This is a genomic window from Pseudomonas sp. R76, assembly GCF_009834565.1.
In the GTDB taxonomy this organism is placed as follows: Bacteria; Pseudomonadota; Gammaproteobacteria; order Pseudomonadales; family Pseudomonadaceae; genus Aquipseudomonas.
This window is the reverse complement of sequence record NZ_CP019428.1, coordinates 4,344,925-4,362,845: the sequence shown is the minus strand read 5'-3', so window position 1 is coordinate 4,362,845 and position 17,921 is coordinate 4,344,925. Positions and strand designations below refer to the sequence as shown.

General features: G+C 62.5%; 16 protein-coding genes and 1 pseudogene. 2 read left to right on the top strand and 15 right to left on the bottom strand.

The features are described 5' to 3' along the window. The first annotated feature begins 7 nt into the window (after nucleotides 1–7). Nucleotides 8–733: an SDR family oxidoreductase gene (locus tag PspR76_RS19465; protein ID WP_159957886.1), complete on the top strand. Its 726-nt coding sequence runs from the start codon at nucleotides 8–10 to the stop codon at nucleotides 731–733. Here PspR76_RS19465 and PspR76_RS19460 read toward each other — a convergent pair. Together PspR76_RS19460 and PspR76_RS19455 are read right to left on the bottom strand one after the other, a co-directional pair. Next, complete coding sequence (locus PspR76_RS19460; RefSeq protein ID WP_159957884.1) at nucleotides 730–1,734, bottom strand: LacI family DNA-binding transcriptional regulator; 1,005 nt, start codon at nucleotides 1,732–1,734, stop codon at nucleotides 730–732. The genes PspR76_RS19465 and PspR76_RS19460 overlap by 4 nt on opposite strands. A gap of 58 nt (nucleotides 1,735–1,792) precedes the next feature. Further along, a pseudogene (locus PspR76_RS19455) lies at nucleotides 1,793–2,363 on the bottom strand (LysR family transcriptional regulator). Nucleotides 2,364–2,530: 167 nt separating this feature from the next. On the opposite strand from PspR76_RS19455, the gene PspR76_RS19450 reads away from it, so the two are divergent. After that, nucleotides 2,531–3,070: a hypothetical protein gene (locus PspR76_RS19450; RefSeq protein ID WP_159957882.1), complete on the top strand. Its 540-nt coding sequence runs from the start codon at nucleotides 2,531–2,533 to the stop codon at nucleotides 3,068–3,070. A 478-nt stretch (nucleotides 3,071–3,548) separates the two neighbouring features. Here the strand turns inward: PspR76_RS19450 and PspR76_RS19445 are convergent, their stop codons facing one another. The 13 genes from PspR76_RS19445 to PspR76_RS19385 form a co-directional block, all read right to left on the bottom strand. Continuing rightward, nucleotides 3,549–3,824 carry a hypothetical protein gene (locus PspR76_RS19445; RefSeq protein WP_174245642.1) on the bottom strand — a complete coding sequence of 92 codons (276 nt, stop codon included), beginning with the start codon at nucleotides 3,822–3,824 and terminating at the stop codon, nucleotides 3,549–3,551. Between the two features lie 92 nt (nucleotides 3,825–3,916). Continuing rightward, nucleotides 3,917–5,317, bottom strand: coding sequence for an amidase (locus PspR76_RS19440; RefSeq protein ID WP_159957880.1), 1,401 nt, complete (start codon nucleotides 5,315–5,317; stop codon nucleotides 3,917–3,919). Next, nucleotides 5,314–6,582 carry a Zn-dependent hydrolase gene (locus tag PspR76_RS19435; protein WP_159957878.1) on the bottom strand — a complete coding sequence of 423 codons (1,269 nt, stop codon included), beginning with the start codon at nucleotides 6,580–6,582 and terminating at the stop codon, nucleotides 5,314–5,316. Before PspR76_RS19435 ends, PspR76_RS19440 begins: the two co-directional genes overlap by 4 nt. 13 nt (nucleotides 6,583–6,595) lie before the next feature. Next, on the bottom strand, nucleotides 6,596–7,291 hold the full coding sequence (locus tag PspR76_RS19430) for an ABC transporter ATP-binding protein (RefSeq protein ID WP_138814770.1): 696 nt from the start codon (nucleotides 7,289–7,291) through the stop codon (nucleotides 6,596–6,598). Beyond that, on the bottom strand, nucleotides 7,291–8,040 hold the full coding sequence (locus PspR76_RS19425) for an ABC transporter ATP-binding protein (protein WP_159957876.1): 750 nt from the start codon (nucleotides 8,038–8,040) through the stop codon (nucleotides 7,291–7,293). The genes PspR76_RS19430 and PspR76_RS19425 overlap by 1 nt, the downstream gene beginning before the upstream one ends. Beyond that, nucleotides 8,037–9,047: a branched-chain amino acid ABC transporter permease gene (locus PspR76_RS19420; RefSeq protein WP_159957874.1), complete on the bottom strand. Its 1,011-nt coding sequence runs from the start codon at nucleotides 9,045–9,047 to the stop codon at nucleotides 8,037–8,039. The genes PspR76_RS19425 and PspR76_RS19420 overlap by 4 nt, the downstream gene beginning before the upstream one ends. A 1-nt stretch (nucleotide 9,048) precedes the next feature. After that, nucleotides 9,049–9,909, bottom strand: coding sequence for a branched-chain amino acid ABC transporter permease (locus PspR76_RS19415; RefSeq protein ID WP_015884776.1), 861 nt, complete (start codon nucleotides 9,907–9,909; stop codon nucleotides 9,049–9,051). Nucleotides 9,910–9,967: 58 nt separating this feature from the next. Further along, on the bottom strand, nucleotides 9,968–11,170 hold the full coding sequence (locus PspR76_RS19410; RefSeq protein WP_159957872.1) for an ABC transporter substrate-binding protein: 1,203 nt from the start codon (nucleotides 11,168–11,170) through the stop codon (nucleotides 9,968–9,970). Between the two features lie 238 nt (nucleotides 11,171–11,408). Further along, nucleotides 11,409–12,176 carry a FadR/GntR family transcriptional regulator gene (locus PspR76_RS19405; protein WP_159957870.1) on the bottom strand — a complete coding sequence of 256 codons (768 nt, stop codon included), beginning with the start codon at nucleotides 12,174–12,176 and terminating at the stop codon, nucleotides 11,409–11,411. A 109-nt stretch (nucleotides 12,177–12,285) separates the two neighbouring features. Next, nucleotides 12,286–13,041: an alpha/beta fold hydrolase gene (locus PspR76_RS19400; protein ID WP_159957868.1), complete on the bottom strand. Its 756-nt coding sequence runs from the start codon at nucleotides 13,039–13,041 to the stop codon at nucleotides 12,286–12,288. Nucleotides 13,042–13,144: 103 nt separating this feature from the next. Beyond that, entirely contained in the window at nucleotides 13,145–14,560 is a 1,416-nt protein-coding gene (locus PspR76_RS19395; RefSeq protein ID WP_159957866.1) for an efflux transporter outer membrane subunit, read from the bottom strand. Continuing rightward, a complete protein-coding gene (locus PspR76_RS19390; protein ID WP_159957864.1) occupies nucleotides 14,553–16,526 on the bottom strand; it encodes a MacB family efflux pump subunit in 1,974 nt (657 codons plus the stop codon). The genes PspR76_RS19395 and PspR76_RS19390 overlap by 8 nt, the downstream gene beginning before the upstream one ends. A gap of 1 nt (nucleotide 16,527) precedes the next feature. After that, nucleotides 16,528–17,700 (bottom strand): efflux RND transporter periplasmic adaptor subunit, encoded by a 1,173-nt coding sequence (locus PspR76_RS19385; protein ID WP_159957862.1) that lies wholly within the window; start codon nucleotides 17,698–17,700, stop codon nucleotides 16,528–16,530. Nucleotides 17,701–17,921: the final 221 nt, after the last annotated feature.

Genomic DNA, 17,921 nt, shown 5'->3' with positions numbered 1-17,921 from the left:
AGTGCCCATGAACGCAGCCTTCAACTTCACCCACCAACGCATCCTCGTCACCGGTGCCAGCAGCGGCATCGGCCGTGAGATCGCCCTGCAACTGATCGCCAGCGGCGCCGAAGTATTCGCGCTGGGCCGCGACGCGCAAGCCTTGGCAACGTTGGGTTGCCACAGCCTTTGCCTGGACATCGCCGACAGCCTCGCCCTCGACAACGCCCTGCAAGACCTGCCCCCGTTGCATGGCCTGGTCAACTGCGCCGGCATCTCGCGCCTGGAACCCGCCGCCGCCATCAGCGCCGAGGCGTTCGACCAGGTGATGCAGGTGAACGCCCGCGCTGCCGCCCAGGTCGCCAGCCGTGTGGCGGCAAAGATGATCGAAGCGAAGATCGCCGGCAGCATCGTCAATGTCTCAAGCCAAGCCTCACTGGTCGCGCTGGATGATCACCTCGGCTACTGCGCCTCAAAGGCTGCACTCGATGCGATCACCCGCGTGCAATGCGCCGAGTGGGGCCGCTTTGGGATTCGTGTCAACAGCGTCAACCCCACGGTCACCCTCACGCCCATGGCCACCATGGCCTGGTCCGACCCGGCCAAGCGCGACCCGGCGCTGGCGGCGATTCCACTGGGGCGATTTGCTGAAACGGTGGAAGTCGCTTTGCCGGTGCTGTTCCTGCTCAGCGATGCCGCGAGCATGATCAGCGGCGTCAGCCTGCCGATTGATGGCGGTTACACCAGCCGCTAGCCGTTTTCCAACTGGCCGGCGATCACCACCTTGTCGCGTGGCTTGTACGGGTCTTCCAGGCGATCCAACAACAGGCGCACCGCGCTGCTGCCGGCCAGGGAGGCGTCGTGGGCCACGCACGCGATGGGCACGCCGAAGATATCGGCGAAGGGCAGGCGGTCGATGCCGCAGATGGTCAGGCTGTCGTGGGCGATGTTGTGCATGCGCAGCGCGCGCAACGCGCCGAGGGTGATCAACTGGTTGAAGCCCATGATCGCGTCCGGCGCCGAGTGCTCGGCCAGGTAGTCGAGGGTGTGCAGGTAAGACGGCATCAGCGTGTAGTCGCCGGCCTGCACTTCTACTTGGATGTGCGGGTGTTCGGCGAGCACTTCACGCAGGCCCTTGAGGCGTTCCACGGTAATGCGTGAATGCTCGGGGCCGGTCAGCACCAGCAGGCGCTTGAGGTCCGGCGTTTGGCGCAGCAAGTAGTGCGCGGCCTGGATGCCGCTGTGATAGTTGTCGAGCACCACGCGGCTGAACGGGCTGTCGTGGATCGTGCGGTCAAGCAGCACCACCGGGGTTTTACCGTTGCCGAGGCGCTCCAGATAGTCGGGCTGGTAGCTCGGCTCGTCGGAGACCGGCGACAGGATGATCCCCGCCACGCGGTAGCCCAGCAAGGTGTCGACGGCCTTGCTTTCCAGCTCCTCCAACTCATCGGTGTCGACCAGCATGATGGTGTAGCCGTGCTTTTTCGCCTCGCGGGAAATCGCCTTGATCATCTCGCTGTAGAACGGGTTGTCCACCGAGGCGGTGATTACGCCGATGATCAGGCTTTCACTGCGCTTGAGCCCGCGCGCGAAGGCGTTGGGCACGTAGTCCAGCTCCCGCGCCACTTCGAGAATGCGCGCCAGGGTGGCGGGCTTGACCAGGTCGGGTTTGCTCAGCGCGCGGGACACCGTGATGGTGGTCATGCCAACCCGTTTGGCGATGTCGCTGATGGTGACGGACTTTTTCTTGTTCATCGGTAAGGCTGCAAGAGGAAACACCCGCAGGCTAGCATGTGCGCAGGCCCAGGGTGATTCAAATCAGCGGGTCCCAGCGTTGCGACCAGTCACTTTCGGCCTTGACCACCTCGCGCAGCAACCCCAACGCCTGTTGCAACACCGCCGAATCCCGCGCCCGTGAATACACCAGGTACGTCGGGAAACTGAACTCCGGCGCCTTCGGCACGCGCTGCATCACGCCGCTGTCCAGGTAGCTCTGCACGACGCGCGTGCGGAAATACCCGGCGCCGCCATTTTCCAGAATGTACTGCAACGCCAGCGGCCTGAGGTTGAAGCTCAGCGCCGCACAGGCTGACCTCACCGCCAATGTGCAGCACGTTGCGATAGCCATCGGGCAGCGGCAGGTCACGTTTTGCGGCTTCCCAGGTTTGCAGCAACTGGTTGGCGTACACCACAAAGGCCTCGCCATCGGCGGTCAGGCGTGCACCTGCACGATTGCGGATGAACAGCGTGCTGCCCAGCTGGCTTTCGAGGTTTTTCACCCGGGCGGTGATGGCGGTCTGGGTGACGTGCAGTTTCTCGGCGGCGGCGGCCAGGCTGCCGGAGCGGGTGATTTCGAGGAAGGTGCGTGCCAGTTCGATGTCCATGGAGCCCCCAAGGATGATGGGCGGGCATTGTAGACCAGAGGGTTTACTCCCCGGCCTCTGTTTAGCGAGAGGCGGTTTAGTCTTGTTACACAAACTGATGCAACTGGCGTTGGAAAAAGTCCACACAGGGGTAAGCAAGACATCACCCGTAGACCTACCAAGAGACCATGATCCTTATGATAAATCCTTCAACGCACTCCCCAATCGACCTGGCCATGTCAGGGCCGCGTCACGATGACCTGCATGCCTCTGAGTCACAAGTAAACACCGCAGATACGAAAGAAAATGCAGGACCAGCAGCGTATGAGCAGGCCATTCAGAAATTTGTACGCGATGGTAAAAATCCCGAGCTGCTTCAATTAAGGGAGGGGCTCGTGCGCGTGTTGGATTCATTTAATAGGTCGGTAAAGAATGATTCCAAATCGCCTGCGGATGATCGATATGAACACTTCCTACTTTTTCTGATGGGCAATGAAAGCGTGAAGCTGGTGGAGCCCATAGCTGTGAACTACGAGGGCGAAGTTATATATTTTCCGTGGGAAGACGGCATTGCAAAGTTTATGAATAAGGCAGGTTTGAGACCGCCTGTTAACAGACGCGAACTGCAGCAAATAATCGACGCGTTGCCTTTAAAACCTGAATCACCTCCACGTACATCAGCGGGCGGCTTGCGCGCATTGATTCAGTTGGGGAATAAATCGGTGTGACTGCTTAGTAGTGGAATGCGATTAAAAACTGTGGGAGCGGGCTTGCTCGCGAATGCAGTGGGTCAGTTACAAATGAGCTGACTGAAGCACCGCCTTCGCGAGCAAGTCGAATCGTCGCACCGCCGCTCCCACAATTTAACCGAGTTCGGCCGCCAGACTGCTGTGCTTTGCTTTTCTGTGGGAGCTGGCTTGCCTGCGATGCGGGCACCTCGGTCTATCAGTGAGACACAGTTGATGCCATCGCAGGCAAGCCAGCTCCCACATTTGATTGAGTTCAGCTTCAATGAACAGGTCGGCTGTCGGGCCGCCTCGGCTAGCTTTTGATCTAACCACTCAGGTCGGCTACTAGGCCGCCGTGCTGTAGATTTTGATCTTGATCTTAGGCACCCCGTCGCCCGCCGTAAGGGAGGAACCCATATTAACCATCCCCAGATAACGGATATGTCCCCACCGCTAATTGCATTCCAGCTAATGGTCGTTACTGAATCCCGATAGACCAACTGTGTGTCGTCTGGTCGTCGTGGCGCTGCTCCAGGTCATCTTCATACTGGCAGCGCGGGCCTTTACAGGTGTAGTCGAATGTCACCGGCGGCTTGGTCGTCACCGGGAACAACGATTTGGCCGTAGCCGGCGCAGCCTGGGGTACAGCCTCGGTAACAGGCGCTTCATAGGTCAAATCCAGCGCTGTAGCGAGGGCTACGGTCGGCAGGATGGCGAGCACTGCGCTCGCCAGAACGGTCCTTATGAATAGCATTTGAAACAATCCGCGCAACAAAAATGAAGCGCGAATTATAAGCCAGGTGCGTGCGCAGATGCACGGCGCGATCCGCGGTCGAACGCTGCAGTTCAGAGCCCGCGCGGTGCTTGAAGGTGTTCGGTGGGGAACGCCTTGGCGTAAGCCTGGCACACCCGCAACACCTGCTCATCGGCAAAACGCGCGCCCACCACATGCAACCCCACCGGCAAGCCATTCGCCGCCAGCCCGCAGGGCACCGACGCGGCCGGTTGCTGGGTGAGGTTGAAGGGATAGGTAAACGGCGTCCACTCCATCCACTCACTCATCCCCGAGCCCGGCGGCACGTTGTGCCCGGCCTCGAACGCGGTGATCGGCATCATCGGCGAGACCAGTACGTCGTAATGCTCATGGAATGCCGCCATCCGCGCGACCAGTGCGGCGCGGGCTTCGAGGGCGTCGTTGAAGTCGCGCAGGCTGAGTTGTTCGCCGCGTTGCGCAATGCGCAGCAAGCCCGGGTCGAGCAGCTGTTTTTGTGCCTCGCTCATCGAGCCGGTCAGGCGTGCGGCGCCCGCCGCCCACAGGGTGCTGAACACCTCCAGTGGGTCGCTGAAACCCGGGTCGATTTCCTCGACCTGCGCGCCCAGTTGCACCAAACCATCAACGGCTTGGGCGACGACTTTGGCGACCTGCGGGTCGACATTCGCATAACCGAACGTGGGGCTGTAGGCCACGCGCAAGCCTTTCAAGTCCGTACCTGGCGTGAGCCATGGCGTAGCACGCGGCGCACCGATCAGGCCATCGCGCGCATCCGCTTGTGCCACGGTTTGCAGTATCAGCACGGTGTCTTCCACCGTGCGTGTCATCGGCCCCAGGTGCGACAAAATCGTCATGGAACTGGCCGGCCATTGCGGCACATAACCGAAAGTCGGCTTGATGCCGAAGGTGCCGGTAAACGCACAGGGTATGCGGATCGAACCCCCGGCGTCGCTGCCCTGGTGCAACACGCCGAGGTTCAACGCCGCCGCCGCGCCCGCGCCACCGGACGAGCCGCCCGCCGTGGTTCGGGTGTCCCACGGGTTGCGGGTGATGCCGTACAACGGGTTATCGGTGACGCCTTTCCAGCCGAATTCCGGCGTGGTGGTTTTGCCCAGCAGCACTGCGCCGGCCTTGCGCATCAAGGCCGAGAAGGGCGCGTCCACGTCCCACGGCCCCTCGGCAGATGAGGTGCGCGAGCCCTTGCGGGTCGGCATGCCGATGGTCAGCGTCAGGTCTTTTATCGACGACGGCACGCCATCCAGCGCGCCACAGGGTTGGCCTTTGAACCAGCGTTGTTCCGAGGCGCGTGCCGCGTTGAGTGCCCCGTGCGGATCGACATGGCAGTAAGCGTTCACCACCGGGTTGTAGCGCTCGATACGCAGCAGGGCGTCTTCGGTGACCTCCACTGGCGACAAGGTCTTGTCACGAAAATGCTGCAGCAGTTGCACCGCTGTCAGTTGGCCGATCTCACTCATGCCTGTTCCCCCTGCGCCGCGTTGACCATGGCGCGCAGCAATACCGCGCAGCCCGCCGCCAGGTCATCCGGCGCGGCGTTTTCGATTTCGTTATGGCTGATGCCGCCTTCGCACGGCACAAAGATCATCCCGGCCGGGCCGAGTTCGGCGACGAAAATTGCGTCATGCCCGGCGCCGCTGACGATGTCCATATGGCTGAAGCCCAGGGCACTCGCGCCGTCGCGCACGGCGTTGACGCAGGCGGGGTTGAAGTCCAGCGGCGGGAAGTCGGCAGTCGGCGTCAGTTCAAAACTCAGGCCGTGGCGCTTGGCGCTGGTCTCGATCACACCGCGTACTTCATCGACCATGGCCTGCAGCTTGTCGGCATGCAGGTGGCGCAAGTCGAGGGTCATGTGCACCTGGCCGGGAATCACATTCCGCGAGCCGGGGTGCAGGCTCAGGCAACCAACCGTGCCGCAGGCATGCGGCTGGTGCTGATGGGCGATACGGTTGACCGCGCTGACCACCTCGGCGGCGCCGACCAAGGCGTCCTTACGCAGGTGCATCGGCGTGGGGCCGGCGTGGGCTTCGACGCCGGTGAGGGTCAGGTCGAACCACTTCTGGCCCAGGCAACCCATGACCACACCGATGGTGGTGGCCTGGTCTTCCAGCACCGGGCCTTGCTCGATATGCGCCTCGAAATACGCACCCACCGGGTGGCCGAGCACCGCACGCGAACCGGCGTAACCGATGCGCTGCAATTCAGCACCCACCGACAGGCCGTGCTCGTCCAGTTTGTCGAGGGTGTCCTGCAGGTCGAACTTACCGGCAAACACCCCGGAGCCCATCATGCACGGCGGGAAGCGCGAGCCTTCTTCGTTGGTCCACACCACCACTTCAATCGGCGCCTGGGTCTCAATGCCGAGGTCATTCAGGGTGCGGATCACTTCCAGCCCGGCCATCACCCCGTAGCAACCGTCGAACTTGCCGCCCGTAGGCTGGGTGTCGATATGGCTGCCGGTCATCACCGGCGCCAAGGCGGGATTACGCCCGGCACGCCGGGCGAAAATGTTCCCGATGGCGTCGACACTGACGCTGCACCCGGCCGCCTCGCACCATTGCACAAACAGGTCGCGGGCCTGACGGTCGAGGTCGGTGAGGGCCAGGCGGCACACACCGCCTTTGACGGTGGCGCCGAGCTGGGCCAGGTCCATCAGCGATTGCCACAGGCGGTCGCGGTTGATCAGCGGGGCGTTGCTCTGGAGCGGTTGCGCAAAGCTATTCATCTGCAATCTCCGGTCAGGCACTCAGGGCCAAATAACGGTTTTTGATGCTCGGGTCGGCGCGGAAAGCAGCGGCGCTGCCCTCATACACCACGCGGCCCTGTTCGAGCACGTAATGGCGGTCGGCGAGCTTGTCGCAGACCATCAGGTTCTGTTCCACCAGCAGCACGGGCAGGCCGTCGTCCTTGACCTTGCGCAGGATCTTCACCAGTTCGTCGACGATCACCGGCGCGAGGCCTTCGGTAGGCTCATCGAGAATCAGCAGCTTGGGGTCGTTAAGCAGCGCACGGGCGATGGCGAGCATTTGCTGCTCGCCACCGGACAGCGCGTGGCCGGCGTTTTTGCGCCGCTCCTTGAGACGCGGGAACATGCCGTACACGTCCTCCAACTGCCAGCGGCTGGTCTTGCGCACGGCGATGCGCAGGTTTTCCTCGACGGTGAGCAGGCGGAAAATCCCGCGGTTCTCCGGCACCAGGGCTAGCCCCTGGCGGGCGATTTCAAAGATCTTCTGGCCCACCAACGCCTGGCCATTGAAGTGAATCTGGCCCTGGCGCGGGCAGATAATCCCGAGAATACTGCGCAGCGTGGTGGTTTTGCCGGCGCCATTACGCCCGAGCAAGGTCACCAGCTCGCCAGGGTTGACGGTCAGCGACACGCCTTCGAGCACGTGGCTTTTGTCGTAGTAGGAATGGATGTTCTCGACGATCAGCATCAGGCAGCCTCCCCAAGGTATGCAGTGCGCACACGCTCATCGGCGCGCACGAATTCCGGCGTGCCTTCCACCAGAATCTGCCCGTGGCTCATTACGGTGATGCGTTGGCTGATGGACATGACGATGCTCATGTTGTGTTCGATCAACAACACCGTGTGGTCGCGGCCGAGGTCGCTGATCAGTTGGGTCATGATCGGAATATCATCGATGCCCATGCCCGAGGTGGGCTCGTCGAGCATCAACAGTTTGGGCTTGGAGCAGATCGACATGCCCACCTCCAGCACGCGCTGCTGGCCGTGGGACAGCTCGCCGGCCAGGGTGTTGGCGCGGGGCGTGAGTTGCAGGCGTTCGAGTACCTGGTCGGCCATCTCCAGGTGCTCGCGCTGGCTGTCGACACGGCGCCAGAAGTTGAGGGCGCGCGCGCCGTCACGGCCTTGGGCGGCCAGGCGCAGGTTCTCGCGCACGCTGAGGTTCTGGAACAGGCTGGTGAGCTGGAACGAACGCGCCATACCCAGGCCGACGCGGGCGTGGGCGGGCTTGCGCATCAGGTTCTTGCCGTCGAAATGGATCGCCCCTGCCGTGGCCTGGCGCTCGCCGGTGAGGCAGTGAAACAGGCTGGTCTTGCCCGCGCCATTGGGGCCGATGATGGTGTGGATGGTGCCGGCTTCGACCTTGAGGTTGACGCCATTGACCGCATGGAACGCGCCGTAGGCCAGTTCCAGGTTTTGGGTTTCCAGCAGGATGCTCATAACACGTCCTCCTTGGCGACGACGGCGGTTTTGCGGCTGCCGCGCAGGCGTTCGAACAGCGACGACAGCCCGCCCCACAAGCCGCCGCGCATAAAGATCACCACGAAGATCAGGATGATTCCGAGCAGCATCAGCCAGCGCGGCCACAGGTCAGAAAGGAAATCCCCCAGCAGCACGATGGAGCCGGCGCCCAGCAATGAGCCGAACAGCGAGCCGGTGCCGCCGACGATGGTCATGATCAGAATGTTCTCGGACATTGCCAGGTCGATGTTCGACAGCGGCACAAAGTGCAGCAGCATCGCGTACAGCGCCCCGGCAATGCCGGTGACCGCGCCGGACAGCACGAACACCAGGATCTTGAAGTGGCGCGTGTCATAGCCGATGGCCGAGGCGCGGGTTTCGTTTTCACGGATCGCCATCAAGGTGCTGCCGAACGGCGAGGCGATGACCCGGCGTGCGCCGATGAAGATCAGCAGGAACAGCACCGCGACAAACCCATAGAACGCACGGGCGTCGGCCAGCGACAGCAGCACGTTGTCACCGATGCGGATTTCCGGGCGCGGCACGCTGAGCAGGCCGTTGTCGCCGCCGGTCCAGTCGCTCAAGGTGTAGGCGACGAAGTAGGCCATCTGGCTGAACGCCAGGGTCAGCATCACGAAGTAGATGCCGGTGCGCCGGATCGCCAGGGCGCCCACCAGCAGCGCCAGGAAACCACCGGCCACGGCGGCGCCGAGCAAGGCGGGGAACAGGCCCAGTTGCAGGTGGATCATCAACAACGCCGCGCAGTAGGCGCCGGCGCCGAAGAAGATGCCTTGGCCGAAGGACAGCAGCCCGGTGTAGCCCAGCAACAAATTGCAGGCCAGGGCCGCCATGGCGAAGATCAGGATCTCGGTGGCCAGGGTCGCCGAAGGCAGGATCAACGGCAAGCCGATCAGCACGGCCAGCACCCACAGCAACATCGCGCGCGATTGCGTCTTGGCAAACGGCAGGGGGTTTTTCTCGCTCATGTCAGGCTCTCCCAAACAGGCCGTAAGGGCGTACCAGAATCACCACGGCCATCGCGCCGTAGATCATCAGGCTCGCGCCTTGGGGCCAAAGTGTGGTCATCAGGCTTTGCACCACGCCCACCAGCAAACCGCCGACCAGCGCCCCACTGAACGAGCCCATGCCGCCGATCACCACCACCACGAAGGCCACGCCGAGAATCTCCGGGCCGACAAAGGGCTGGGCACCGCGCAACGGCGCGAACAGCACGCCGGCGACACCGGCCAGGGCCACGCCGAGGGCGAAGGTCATGGAGAACAGGCGGAAGATATTGGTGCCCAGCAGCGACACGGTTTCAGTGCTTTCACTGCCGGCGCGCACCAGGGCGCCGAAGCGCGTGCGTTCCAGCAGCAGCCACAGGCCCAGGCCGACCAGCCCGGAAAACACAATGAGGAACAGGCGGTAATAGGGATAGACGAAATCGCCGACCACTAGCACGCCGCGCAGCAGTTCCGGCACGGCGACGCTTTTGCCCACCGGGCCCCAGATCATCACGCTGGCTTCCTGGATGATCAGCGCGATCCCCAGGGTCACCAGAATCTGGAACATGTGCGGCAAGTGATAAATCCGCTGGATCAACAAGCGCTCGATCACCCACGCCAGTGCGGCCACCACCAGCGGCGCAATCAGCAGCGCCAGCCAGAAGTTGCCGGTAAGACTGACGGCGGTGTAGCAGATGTAGGCGCCCAGCAGGAAGAACGCGCCGTGGGCGAAGTTGACGAAGTTGAGCAGGCCGAAAATGATCGTCAGCCCAACCGCGATCAGGAAATAGATCATCCCAAGCCCAAGGCCGTTGAGGATCTGGAACAGGTAAAGATTAAGCATGCAGAAGCCCTCGGCAGGAAGCTGCTCGCGCAGCCCTGCGGTGCACTGTTTCGGGGGATCAGGCGAGCGTGCAGCCCGTCGCCTCGACCGGCGGGAACGACTGGCCGGCGCTGAGCACCTTGGCCAGGTCATCCTTGTCGGCCATGTCGCCGCTGGCCTTGCCGATCATCAAGTAGTAATCCTTGATCACCTGGTGGTCGCCGGCGCGGATCGATTCCTTGCCGGTCGGGCCGTCAAAACTCAGGCCTTGCATGGCCTTGGCCACCGTCGGCCCGTCGAAGCTGCCGGTGGAAATGATGGTGTCGAGCATGACCTTGGTGCTGATGTAGTCGGCAGCCAGCGGGTAGGTGGGGTTGATGCCGTATTTGGCCTGGGTCAGCTTGACCAGCTCGCGGTTGAGCGGGCTGTCGACCTGGTGCCAGTATTGCGCGCCGAGGTACACGCCTTCGAGCACGTCGCTGCCCAGTTCCTGGAACTGGTCGAGGCCGGCGGACCACACCAGCAGCACTTTCATGCGTTCCTTGATGCCGAAGTTCACCGCCTGGCGCAGGGTGTTGGACGACTGGCTGCCGAAGTTGAGCAGCACCAGCACGTCGGGTTTGGCGGCGATTGCGTTGGTCAGGTAGCCGGAGAATTCCTGCTCCTGCAACGAGTGGTAGCTGTTGCCGACATGCTCCAGGCCGTTTTCCTTGAGCACGGTCTTGGCGCCTTCGAGCAAGGCCTCGCCGAACACATATTGCGGGGTGATGGTGTACCAGCGCTTGGCGTCTGGCAGCAGCTTGATCAGCGGCACCATGGTTTCGCGGATCGCGCCGTAGGTGGGCACCGACCAGCGGAAGGTGGCTTTGTTGCAGTCCTTGCCTGTGACTTCATCGGCGCCCACCGGGGTCATGAACACGCCACCGACCTTGTCGACTTCCTTGGCCACCGCCAGCGCCGATGACGACAGCGTGCAGCCCTGGAAGAACCGTGCGCCGTCCTGCTGGATCGCCTCCTGCACTTTGCGCACCGCCTTGCCGGCGTTGCCTTCGGTGTCGATGACTTTGTAGTTCAGCGGGCGCCCGAGAATTTCGGGGTGTTGTTCCACCGCCAGGCGCGAACCCATGTCGGCAAACTTGCCATAGCTGGCAAAGGCGCCAGACATGGACTTGAGGCCGTAAAAGGTAAAGGGCTCGGCGGCGAATGCAGAGCGCACACTCAGCGGAAGGCTGAGCGCGGCGGCGGCGGTGAGACTGGCTTTCAACAACGTACGACGCTGCATGGGGTGACTCCCTGGTTTAGTTATTGGCAGGAGCGGCAATGGCGATACGGTGGAGCAAGGGCCTGTGGGCAGGCCTGTTATTGGATGGTTGGCTTCAGCGGGTTGAACTCGGTCAACTGTGGGAGCTGGCTTGCCTGCGATAGCATCGACTCAGTTCAACTGATGCACCGAGGTGTCTGCATCGCAGGCAAGCCAGCTCCCACATTGATTGGTTTTTTCAGGTGGATCTGTGGTGTTTTTAAGAGTGATCGAACTCCAATAGGAAGTGCGGGCTGACCTCGCCTTCCAGTGCGGTCATATGGTGTTCGGCGTCGCACATGTGTTCATGCATCAAGCTGCGCACCGCGCTTTCATCACCTGCGCGAAAGGCCAGCAGCAACTGCTTGTGGTAGTCGAGGTTGGCCGCGTCGAACTGCTTGCGCTTGGGTTTGTAGGCTTTTTTCAGCACCACCAGGTCGCGCAGCAGGTCGTTGAGAAACTGCGCCATGAAGCTCAAGAGCGGGTTGGGGCAGGCCTTGGCCAGCAGGTTATGGAACTCCAGCTCCGCCAGGCGCTGTTCGCGCTGGCCGGCTTCGCTGTCTTCCGGCGCGCTGCAAAAATCCACGTTGTCTTGCAGGGCCCGGTAGTCGTCTTCGCTCAACCGCCCGAGCACCGACACCGCCAGTTCCACTTCGATGACCTTGCGCAGCTGGTACACCTGCTCGCCATCGAGGTGCTGGAAATGCAGGTAGTTACGCAATGCTCGGCTGGCCGGCTCGGTGCCCGCCTGGTTCAGGTAGGCGCCGCCGCTGGGGCCGGTGCGCGTACTCACCAGGCCTTCCACTTCCAGGGCCTTGAGCGCTTCGCGGGCCGAGCCCTTGGAACACTGAAAACTCTCCATCAGCTCACGCTCGGTGGGCAACCGGTCACCGGGCTTCAGGGCGTCGGTGACGATGGAGCGCTTGACCGACTCGACAATCACATCGGAGAGCTTCTGGCGTTTGCGTCGTAACGGGCGACTGAGCATGCTGGTCTATTGATCCTATTAATGCGGATTAATAGCACTTAATAACGATTGGGCAGGAGCGTCAACGCAGGGTGTCGTTTTCGACGCGAAGAGGTCGTAAACGTGCGGGTTATTCCCAACTGCCAAGGTCGACGCAGCGGGTGGCGGGTGGCGGTTGCTTGCCGCTGACCAGAAAGTCTGCGACCCAACGCTTGATGCACCCGGCACCGTCGGGCCGAGACGACTCTTTGAGCAACAGTTGCTCGACGCCGGTGTTGGACGCTTCACTGTGCCCGGCGTTGACTAAAACCATGCGTGCCACGTGCTCGGAAAACAATGCCGCATACCGGCTACCGATCCGGGTGGCTTCAGCGTTACCCAGGTAGTTGAGCTGTGCCTCACCCAGTTGTGCGCGCACAAACTCCATATCGCGTGCCGCCTGCTCGACGCCGTTCTCGTGGCTCAGGTCGCGCGGTGTCAGTTCGATGACGTCATAACGGTTGACCAACTGTTTGTAGGCTGGCGTGGCATAGGACTCCCAGCGGCTGACCAGGTGGACACCGAAGGTGGCACCTTGGCCCAGTTGCGGCTCGCCGGCCTGGATAAACACCACGCCTTCACGACTGAGCGGATCCCGGGCGCCGACACGGGTCAGGGCCAGGCGCACGTTGCCACGCCTGGGCGCGGCATAGTCGCGGGGCACGCTGACACTGGCGCATTGAGTGCGCTCCAGTACCTCGGGGTCTGGTTGTTTGAAGGCGGGAAATGGGCAGTCCAGCAGCCAGTCAATCGCGGTAGGCGCGATCAGGGGCTCGGCAAACGCCTGGCCTGCGAACAGCCATAGGCTGATGCACGCCAGGCGTTTTACAAGAACGCTGGGTTTCATCAAGAGATACCGGGCAGCCGTATGAAGGTGGCTTTTTTACCAAGTACCAGGGGTAGACGAATGTAGGTTTAATAAACGGAATGTGTAGGAGTTTTGAGTTTTGTTATCGGAAATCGGCATTCCAGCCGCCACCCAAGGCCTTGTACAAGGCGATACTGGCTTGCAGGCGTGACAGCCGCAATTGCACATTCAGGTCCTGCGCTGCGTATAAGGTGCGCTGGGTTTCCAGTACCGTCAGCAAGTCGGCGGCACCTGCCTGGTAGCGGCTTTCGGCGATCTGGAAGGCGGTTTGCGCCTGCCGCAGTTCCTCGCTCTGCCAATCGCGTTGCTCATCCAGGCGCGTGATGCTGCTGAGGGCTTTCTCCACGTCGGCAAAGCCGTTGATGATAGCGCCGCGGTAGGTTTGCAGCAGCTCATCTTGGCGGGCGCGGGCCTTGTCGCGTTCGGCGCTCAAGCGGCCATTATTGAAAATCGGCGCCGCCAGGCCGGAGGTCAGCGTGTAGAACGGGCTGCGCAAAATGTCTGCGGCCCTGTCCGAGCCCGAGCCCAGGGTCGCGCCCAAGGTTACCGTGGGCAGCATCGCCGCGCGTGCCACCGTGACGTCGGCACTGGCTGCCGCCAGCTGCGCTTCGGCCTGGGCCAGGTCGGGGCGGCGGCTCAGCAGTTGGCTGGGGACGCCAGGGCCAATGGCCGGCCAGGTCAGTGCCTGGAACGGCTCGTCGGTCAGGTTCAGGGCTTGCACCGGCTGGCCGAGGAGGGCCGCCAGGGTGATCAGCGATTTCTCAGCCACTTGCTGAATCTGCGGCAGTTGCCGTTGCTGGCTGGCCACCAGGCTTTTCTGCTGGGCCAGCTCCAGGGCAGTGGCGGAGCCGGCGTCGTAGCGGGCCTGGACCAGGTCGAGCACACTGCGCGCATTCGCCAGGTTCAGCTCGGCGATCTGTCGTTGTTGGCGCGCGGCGAGGGTTTGTGCATAGCGGTCGGCTACGTTGCTGAGCAGGGTCAGCTCCACGGTGGCCTGGTCGAACTCACTGGCGCGCAGGGTTTGCACGGCGCTGTCGCGGGAGGCGGCGCGGCCACCCCAGAAATCCACTTCATAGCTGGCGGTCAGGTTGGCGCCGAAGCTGTCGACGGTGTTGTCACTCTCCGTGGCGTCCAGTGTCGAGTTGCCGCTGCCGCGCAGCAGTTTTTGACGGCTGGCGGAGAGGTTGAAATTAACCTCAGGCAACAATGGCGCGCCGGCAATTACCGCGCTGGCCTGGGCCTGGCGCACCCGCGCCATGGCGGCGCCTACGTCATAACTGTCACGGCGCGCCTGGTCGATCAGGCGGTTGAGTTGCGGGCTGCCGAACTGCGTCCACCAGCGCTGGTTGGTGACTTGGGCAGCGTCACGCTCGGCGTACTGCCAGGCGGCAGGCGCTGCGATGCCGCTGTCGACGGCGGGCGAGTTGCCGGTGCAGGCGTTGAGCAACAGGCACAGGCTGAGCACCGACAGGCGCGGTGCGATGGATGGTTTATTCACTGGTCAACGCCTTAACCGGATCGAGCCGGGCAGCTTTACGGGCCGGCATAAAGCCGAATACGACACCGGTGACCAGTGCACAGCCAAACGCGCCAAGCACCGCCACCAGGGAGAACTGCACCGCCACCTCGGCCAGCACCAGCACGCCGCCCACCAGCAGGGCCAGGGCAATACCGCACAGGCCACCGACCACCGAGAGCATCACCGCTTCAGTGAGGAACTGGCGCAGAATGTCGCGCTGGCGCGCCCCGGTGGCCATGCGGATACCGATTTCGCGGGTGCGCTCACGCACGGTCATCAGCATGATATTCATCACGCCGATCCCGCCCACCAGCAGGGAAATCGCCGCAATCGAACCGAGCATCAACGACAGCGTGTTCGCCGTGCGCGCCTCGGCCTGGATCATGGCGGCGTCGTTGGTCAGGTGGTAGTCGCGCTTGCCGTTGTGCAGCTTTTGCATGAGCTGATCGATGGCCTTTTCGGTTTCATTGACCTTGCGCGCATCGGCGGCGGCAATCACCACGTATTCGGGGTTATAGGTGCCGAACAGGCGCACGCTGGCGGCGGTGTAGGGGATCGCGACACGGTCGTCGCTGTCTTGCATGCCGGAGCTGGAGCCTTTTTCAGCCAACACGCCAATCACCCGGAAGGGCACGTTTTCTATCAGGATATATTGGCCGATGGGGTCGACTTCGCCTTTGAACAACTTTTCGCTTACGCGATGACCGATCACCGCCACCGTGGCGCCCGCGCGTTCGTCGGCCTCGGTAAAGTAGCTGCCTTGGGCCACTGGCCAGTTGAAAATGGTTGGGAAGTTGGTGTCGTTACCGCCCACATAGGCCATGTAGTCGACGTTGCCGAAGCGTACACCGGCGTAGGTGCCGTTGACGGGCATGATGCGCTTGACCTGCGGCAGTGTGGCCAAGGCTGCGACGTCATTGGGGGTCACGATACCCTGCGGTGTACGCGGGTTAGGCGAGAAACCGCTGAGGTAGATGATGTTGGAGCCGAACGCTGCCATCTGCGCCATGACCTGGCGCTTGCTGCCTTCGCCCACCGCCAGCATGACCACCACCGACGCCACGCCGATGATGATCCCCAACAGCGTCAGCGCGGTGCGAAAGCGATTGATCCACATCGCTCGCCAGGCCGCGAGCACCGCGTCCAGCAGTTCGGCTTTCCAGGCACCGTTGTGTTCGGCACCGTCGGCCAGGCGCTGGCGCAGGTCCACGGCTTGCAGGGCGTCGCTGTTGGCCGTGACGGGCACGTGGGTGTCACTTTGTGCCGAGTCGCTGACGATCAGCCCGTCGCTGATCTCGATGATACGGTTGGCGTGCGCGGCAACTGTGCGGTCGTGGGTAATCAGGATAACCACGTGGCCCTGGCTCGCCAGTTCATCGAGCAGCACCATCACCTCGGCACCGCTGTGGCTGTCGAGGGCACCGGTGGGTTCGTCGGCGAGGATGATATGCCCGCCGTTCATGAGTGCGCGGGCAATCGAGACACGCTGTTGCTGGCCACCGGAAAGCTGATGCGGACGGTTGGCGGTGCGGTCGGCCAGACCCAGCCGGGTGAGCAGGGCCTTGGCGCGGGCATGGCGTTCGGCAGCGCTGATACCGGCATAGATCGCCGGCATCTCGACGTTCTCCTGGGCCGAGCCGGACGGGATCAGGTGGTAGCCCTGGAACACAAAGCCAAAGGCTTCGCGACGCAACCAGGCCAGTTCGTCGCTGTCCAGGTGGGCAACGTTTTCTCCGGCGAACAGGTAGTCACCGACAGTGGGGCGGTCGAGGCAGCCGAGGATGTTCATCAGCGTGGACTTGCCGGAGCCCGATGCACCGACGATGGCGACGAATTCCCCGGCATGGATCGACAGGTCGATCCCGCGTAATACATCGACTTGCGGGCTGTCGCCGCCGCCGTAGGATTTGCGGATGTTCTTGAGTTCGATCAGCGGCGTGGTCAAATCAACCCCCGCTGCCGTCGGTTGGGCCGATCAGCAGGTGATCGCCTTCATTGAGACCGTCCAGCACTTCGACCCGCAGGCGGTCGCTGATCCCCAGGCGCACTTCACGTTCCTGCACGCTGCCATTTTTGGCCACAACCCGGGCCACCTGTTTATCGTGGCCTCCGCTGACCATCAGGGCTGCGACTGGAACGGTGAGGGCGTCCTTGACTTGGCTGGCGACGAAAAATACCTGGGTGGTCATTTCGGCCATCAGCGCGTTGTCGGTGTTGTCGACATCCAGCAGCACGGTGTACAGCACCACGCGGCCGCTGCCGGTTTTGCTTGTACTGCTGGGGCTGCCATTGCCCTGGCTGGTTTCATTCAGCGGCTTGGGCGGAATCGGCAGGATCTGGCGCACGGTGCTGGTCCAACGCCGGCTGCCACCGGCGAGGGTGGTGAAATAGGCGGTCATGCCCGGTTTGACATGACTGATATCGGCTTCGGAAACCTCGGCCCACACAGTCATCGGCGACAACTTGGCGATGCGCAGGATCAGCGGCGTCTGTTGCTGGGCGTTGAGGGTCTGGCCGACCCGTGCGTCCACCGCCACCACGGTGCCGCTCATGGGCGCGTAGATGCGGGTGTAACCCAGTTCTGCCTCGTCACTGCGCAGGCTGGCCTGGGCCTGGCGAATCTGTGCCTGGAACATATTGACGCGGGCCTGGGTGGCACTCAGCTCGGCCTTGGCGGTTTGTACGTCTTCTTCGCGGGTGGCGTTGCCGGCGACCAGGCGCTGCTGGCGCTGGTACTTCTGACGGGCCAGTTCGTGCTGGGCTTTCTGCTCCTGCAACTGGGCCTGGAGGTTTTCGATGGCGTAGCGGCTAGCGTCGAGCTTGGCCTGCTGTGTGGCAGGGTCGATTTCCACCAGCAGCTCGCCTTCCTTGACCTGATCACCGGCCTCCACGTGGATCTTGCGGATTTGCCCGGACGCCTGGGCGCCCACGTCGACGTACCGGCGCGGCTGCAGAGTGCCCAATGCGGTAACGCTGTTTTCTATGTTACCGCGCGTTACGGTGACAGTCGGCAGGCTATCGCGCCCAGGCTGCAGCAGTTGCCAGGCAGCCACCGCAAGGATGGGGATCAGGCACGCGACAGCAAGCAGGGCGCGTCGGGCGGGGCGAGGGCGTTTCATGCGTTGGTTCCAGCCAGAAGTTTGGGCCGCAGTTGCGGAGGGCTGACTGTTATACGAGAAAATTGCCCGAAGATTTAGACGTTTACATACGCCGTAACAGCTCTGTCGAATAAAAAAAATCGTGCGTGGGTGCAAGACTTCTTTAAAAGTAGATGAGAATTACTATAAATTGCACGCACTCAAACTGCCATCACCGATGGCCTGTCTTCTTTAGCACTCAA

Coding starts and splice junctions, on each gene's coding strand:
- PspR76_RS19465 (WP_159957886.1), top strand. CDS start 8: ATGAACGCAGCCTTCAACTTCACCCACCAACGCATCCTCGTCACCGGT.
- PspR76_RS19460 (WP_159957884.1), bottom strand. CDS start 1,734: ATGAACAAGAAAAAGTCCGTCACCATCAGCGACATCGCCAAACGGGTT.
- PspR76_RS19450 (WP_159957882.1), top strand. CDS start 2,531: ATGATCCTTATGATAAATCCTTCAACGCACTCCCCAATCGACCTGGCC.
- PspR76_RS19445 (WP_174245642.1), bottom strand. CDS start 3,824: ATGCTATTCATAAGGACCGTTCTGGCGAGCGCAGTGCTCGCCATCCTG.
- PspR76_RS19440 (WP_159957880.1), bottom strand. CDS start 5,317: ATGAGTGAGATCGGCCAACTGACAGCGGTGCAACTGCTGCAGCATTTT.
- PspR76_RS19435 (WP_159957878.1), bottom strand. CDS start 6,582: ATGAATAGCTTTGCGCAACCGCTCCAGAGCAACGCCCCGCTGATCAAC.
- PspR76_RS19430 (WP_138814770.1), bottom strand. CDS start 7,291: ATGCTGATCGTCGAGAACATCCATTCCTACTACGACAAAAGCCACGTG.
- PspR76_RS19425 (WP_159957876.1), bottom strand. CDS start 8,040: ATGAGCATCCTGCTGGAAACCCAAAACCTGGAACTGGCCTACGGCGCG.
- PspR76_RS19420 (WP_159957874.1), bottom strand. CDS start 9,047: ATGAGCGAGAAAAACCCCCTGCCGTTTGCCAAGACGCAATCGCGCGCG.
- PspR76_RS19415 (WP_015884776.1), bottom strand. CDS start 9,909: ATGCTTAATCTTTACCTGTTCCAGATCCTCAACGGCCTTGGGCTTGGG.
- PspR76_RS19410 (WP_159957872.1), bottom strand. CDS start 11,170: ATGCAGCGTCGTACGTTGTTGAAAGCCAGTCTCACCGCCGCCGCCGCG.
- PspR76_RS19405 (WP_159957870.1), bottom strand. CDS start 12,176: ATGCTCAGTCGCCCGTTACGACGCAAACGCCAGAAGCTCTCCGATGTG.
- PspR76_RS19400 (WP_159957868.1), bottom strand. CDS start 13,041: ATGAAACCCAGCGTTCTTGTAAAACGCCTGGCGTGCATCAGCCTATGG.
- PspR76_RS19385 (WP_159957862.1), bottom strand. CDS start 17,700: ATGAAACGCCCTCGCCCCGCCCGACGCGCCCTGCTTGCTGTCGCGTGC.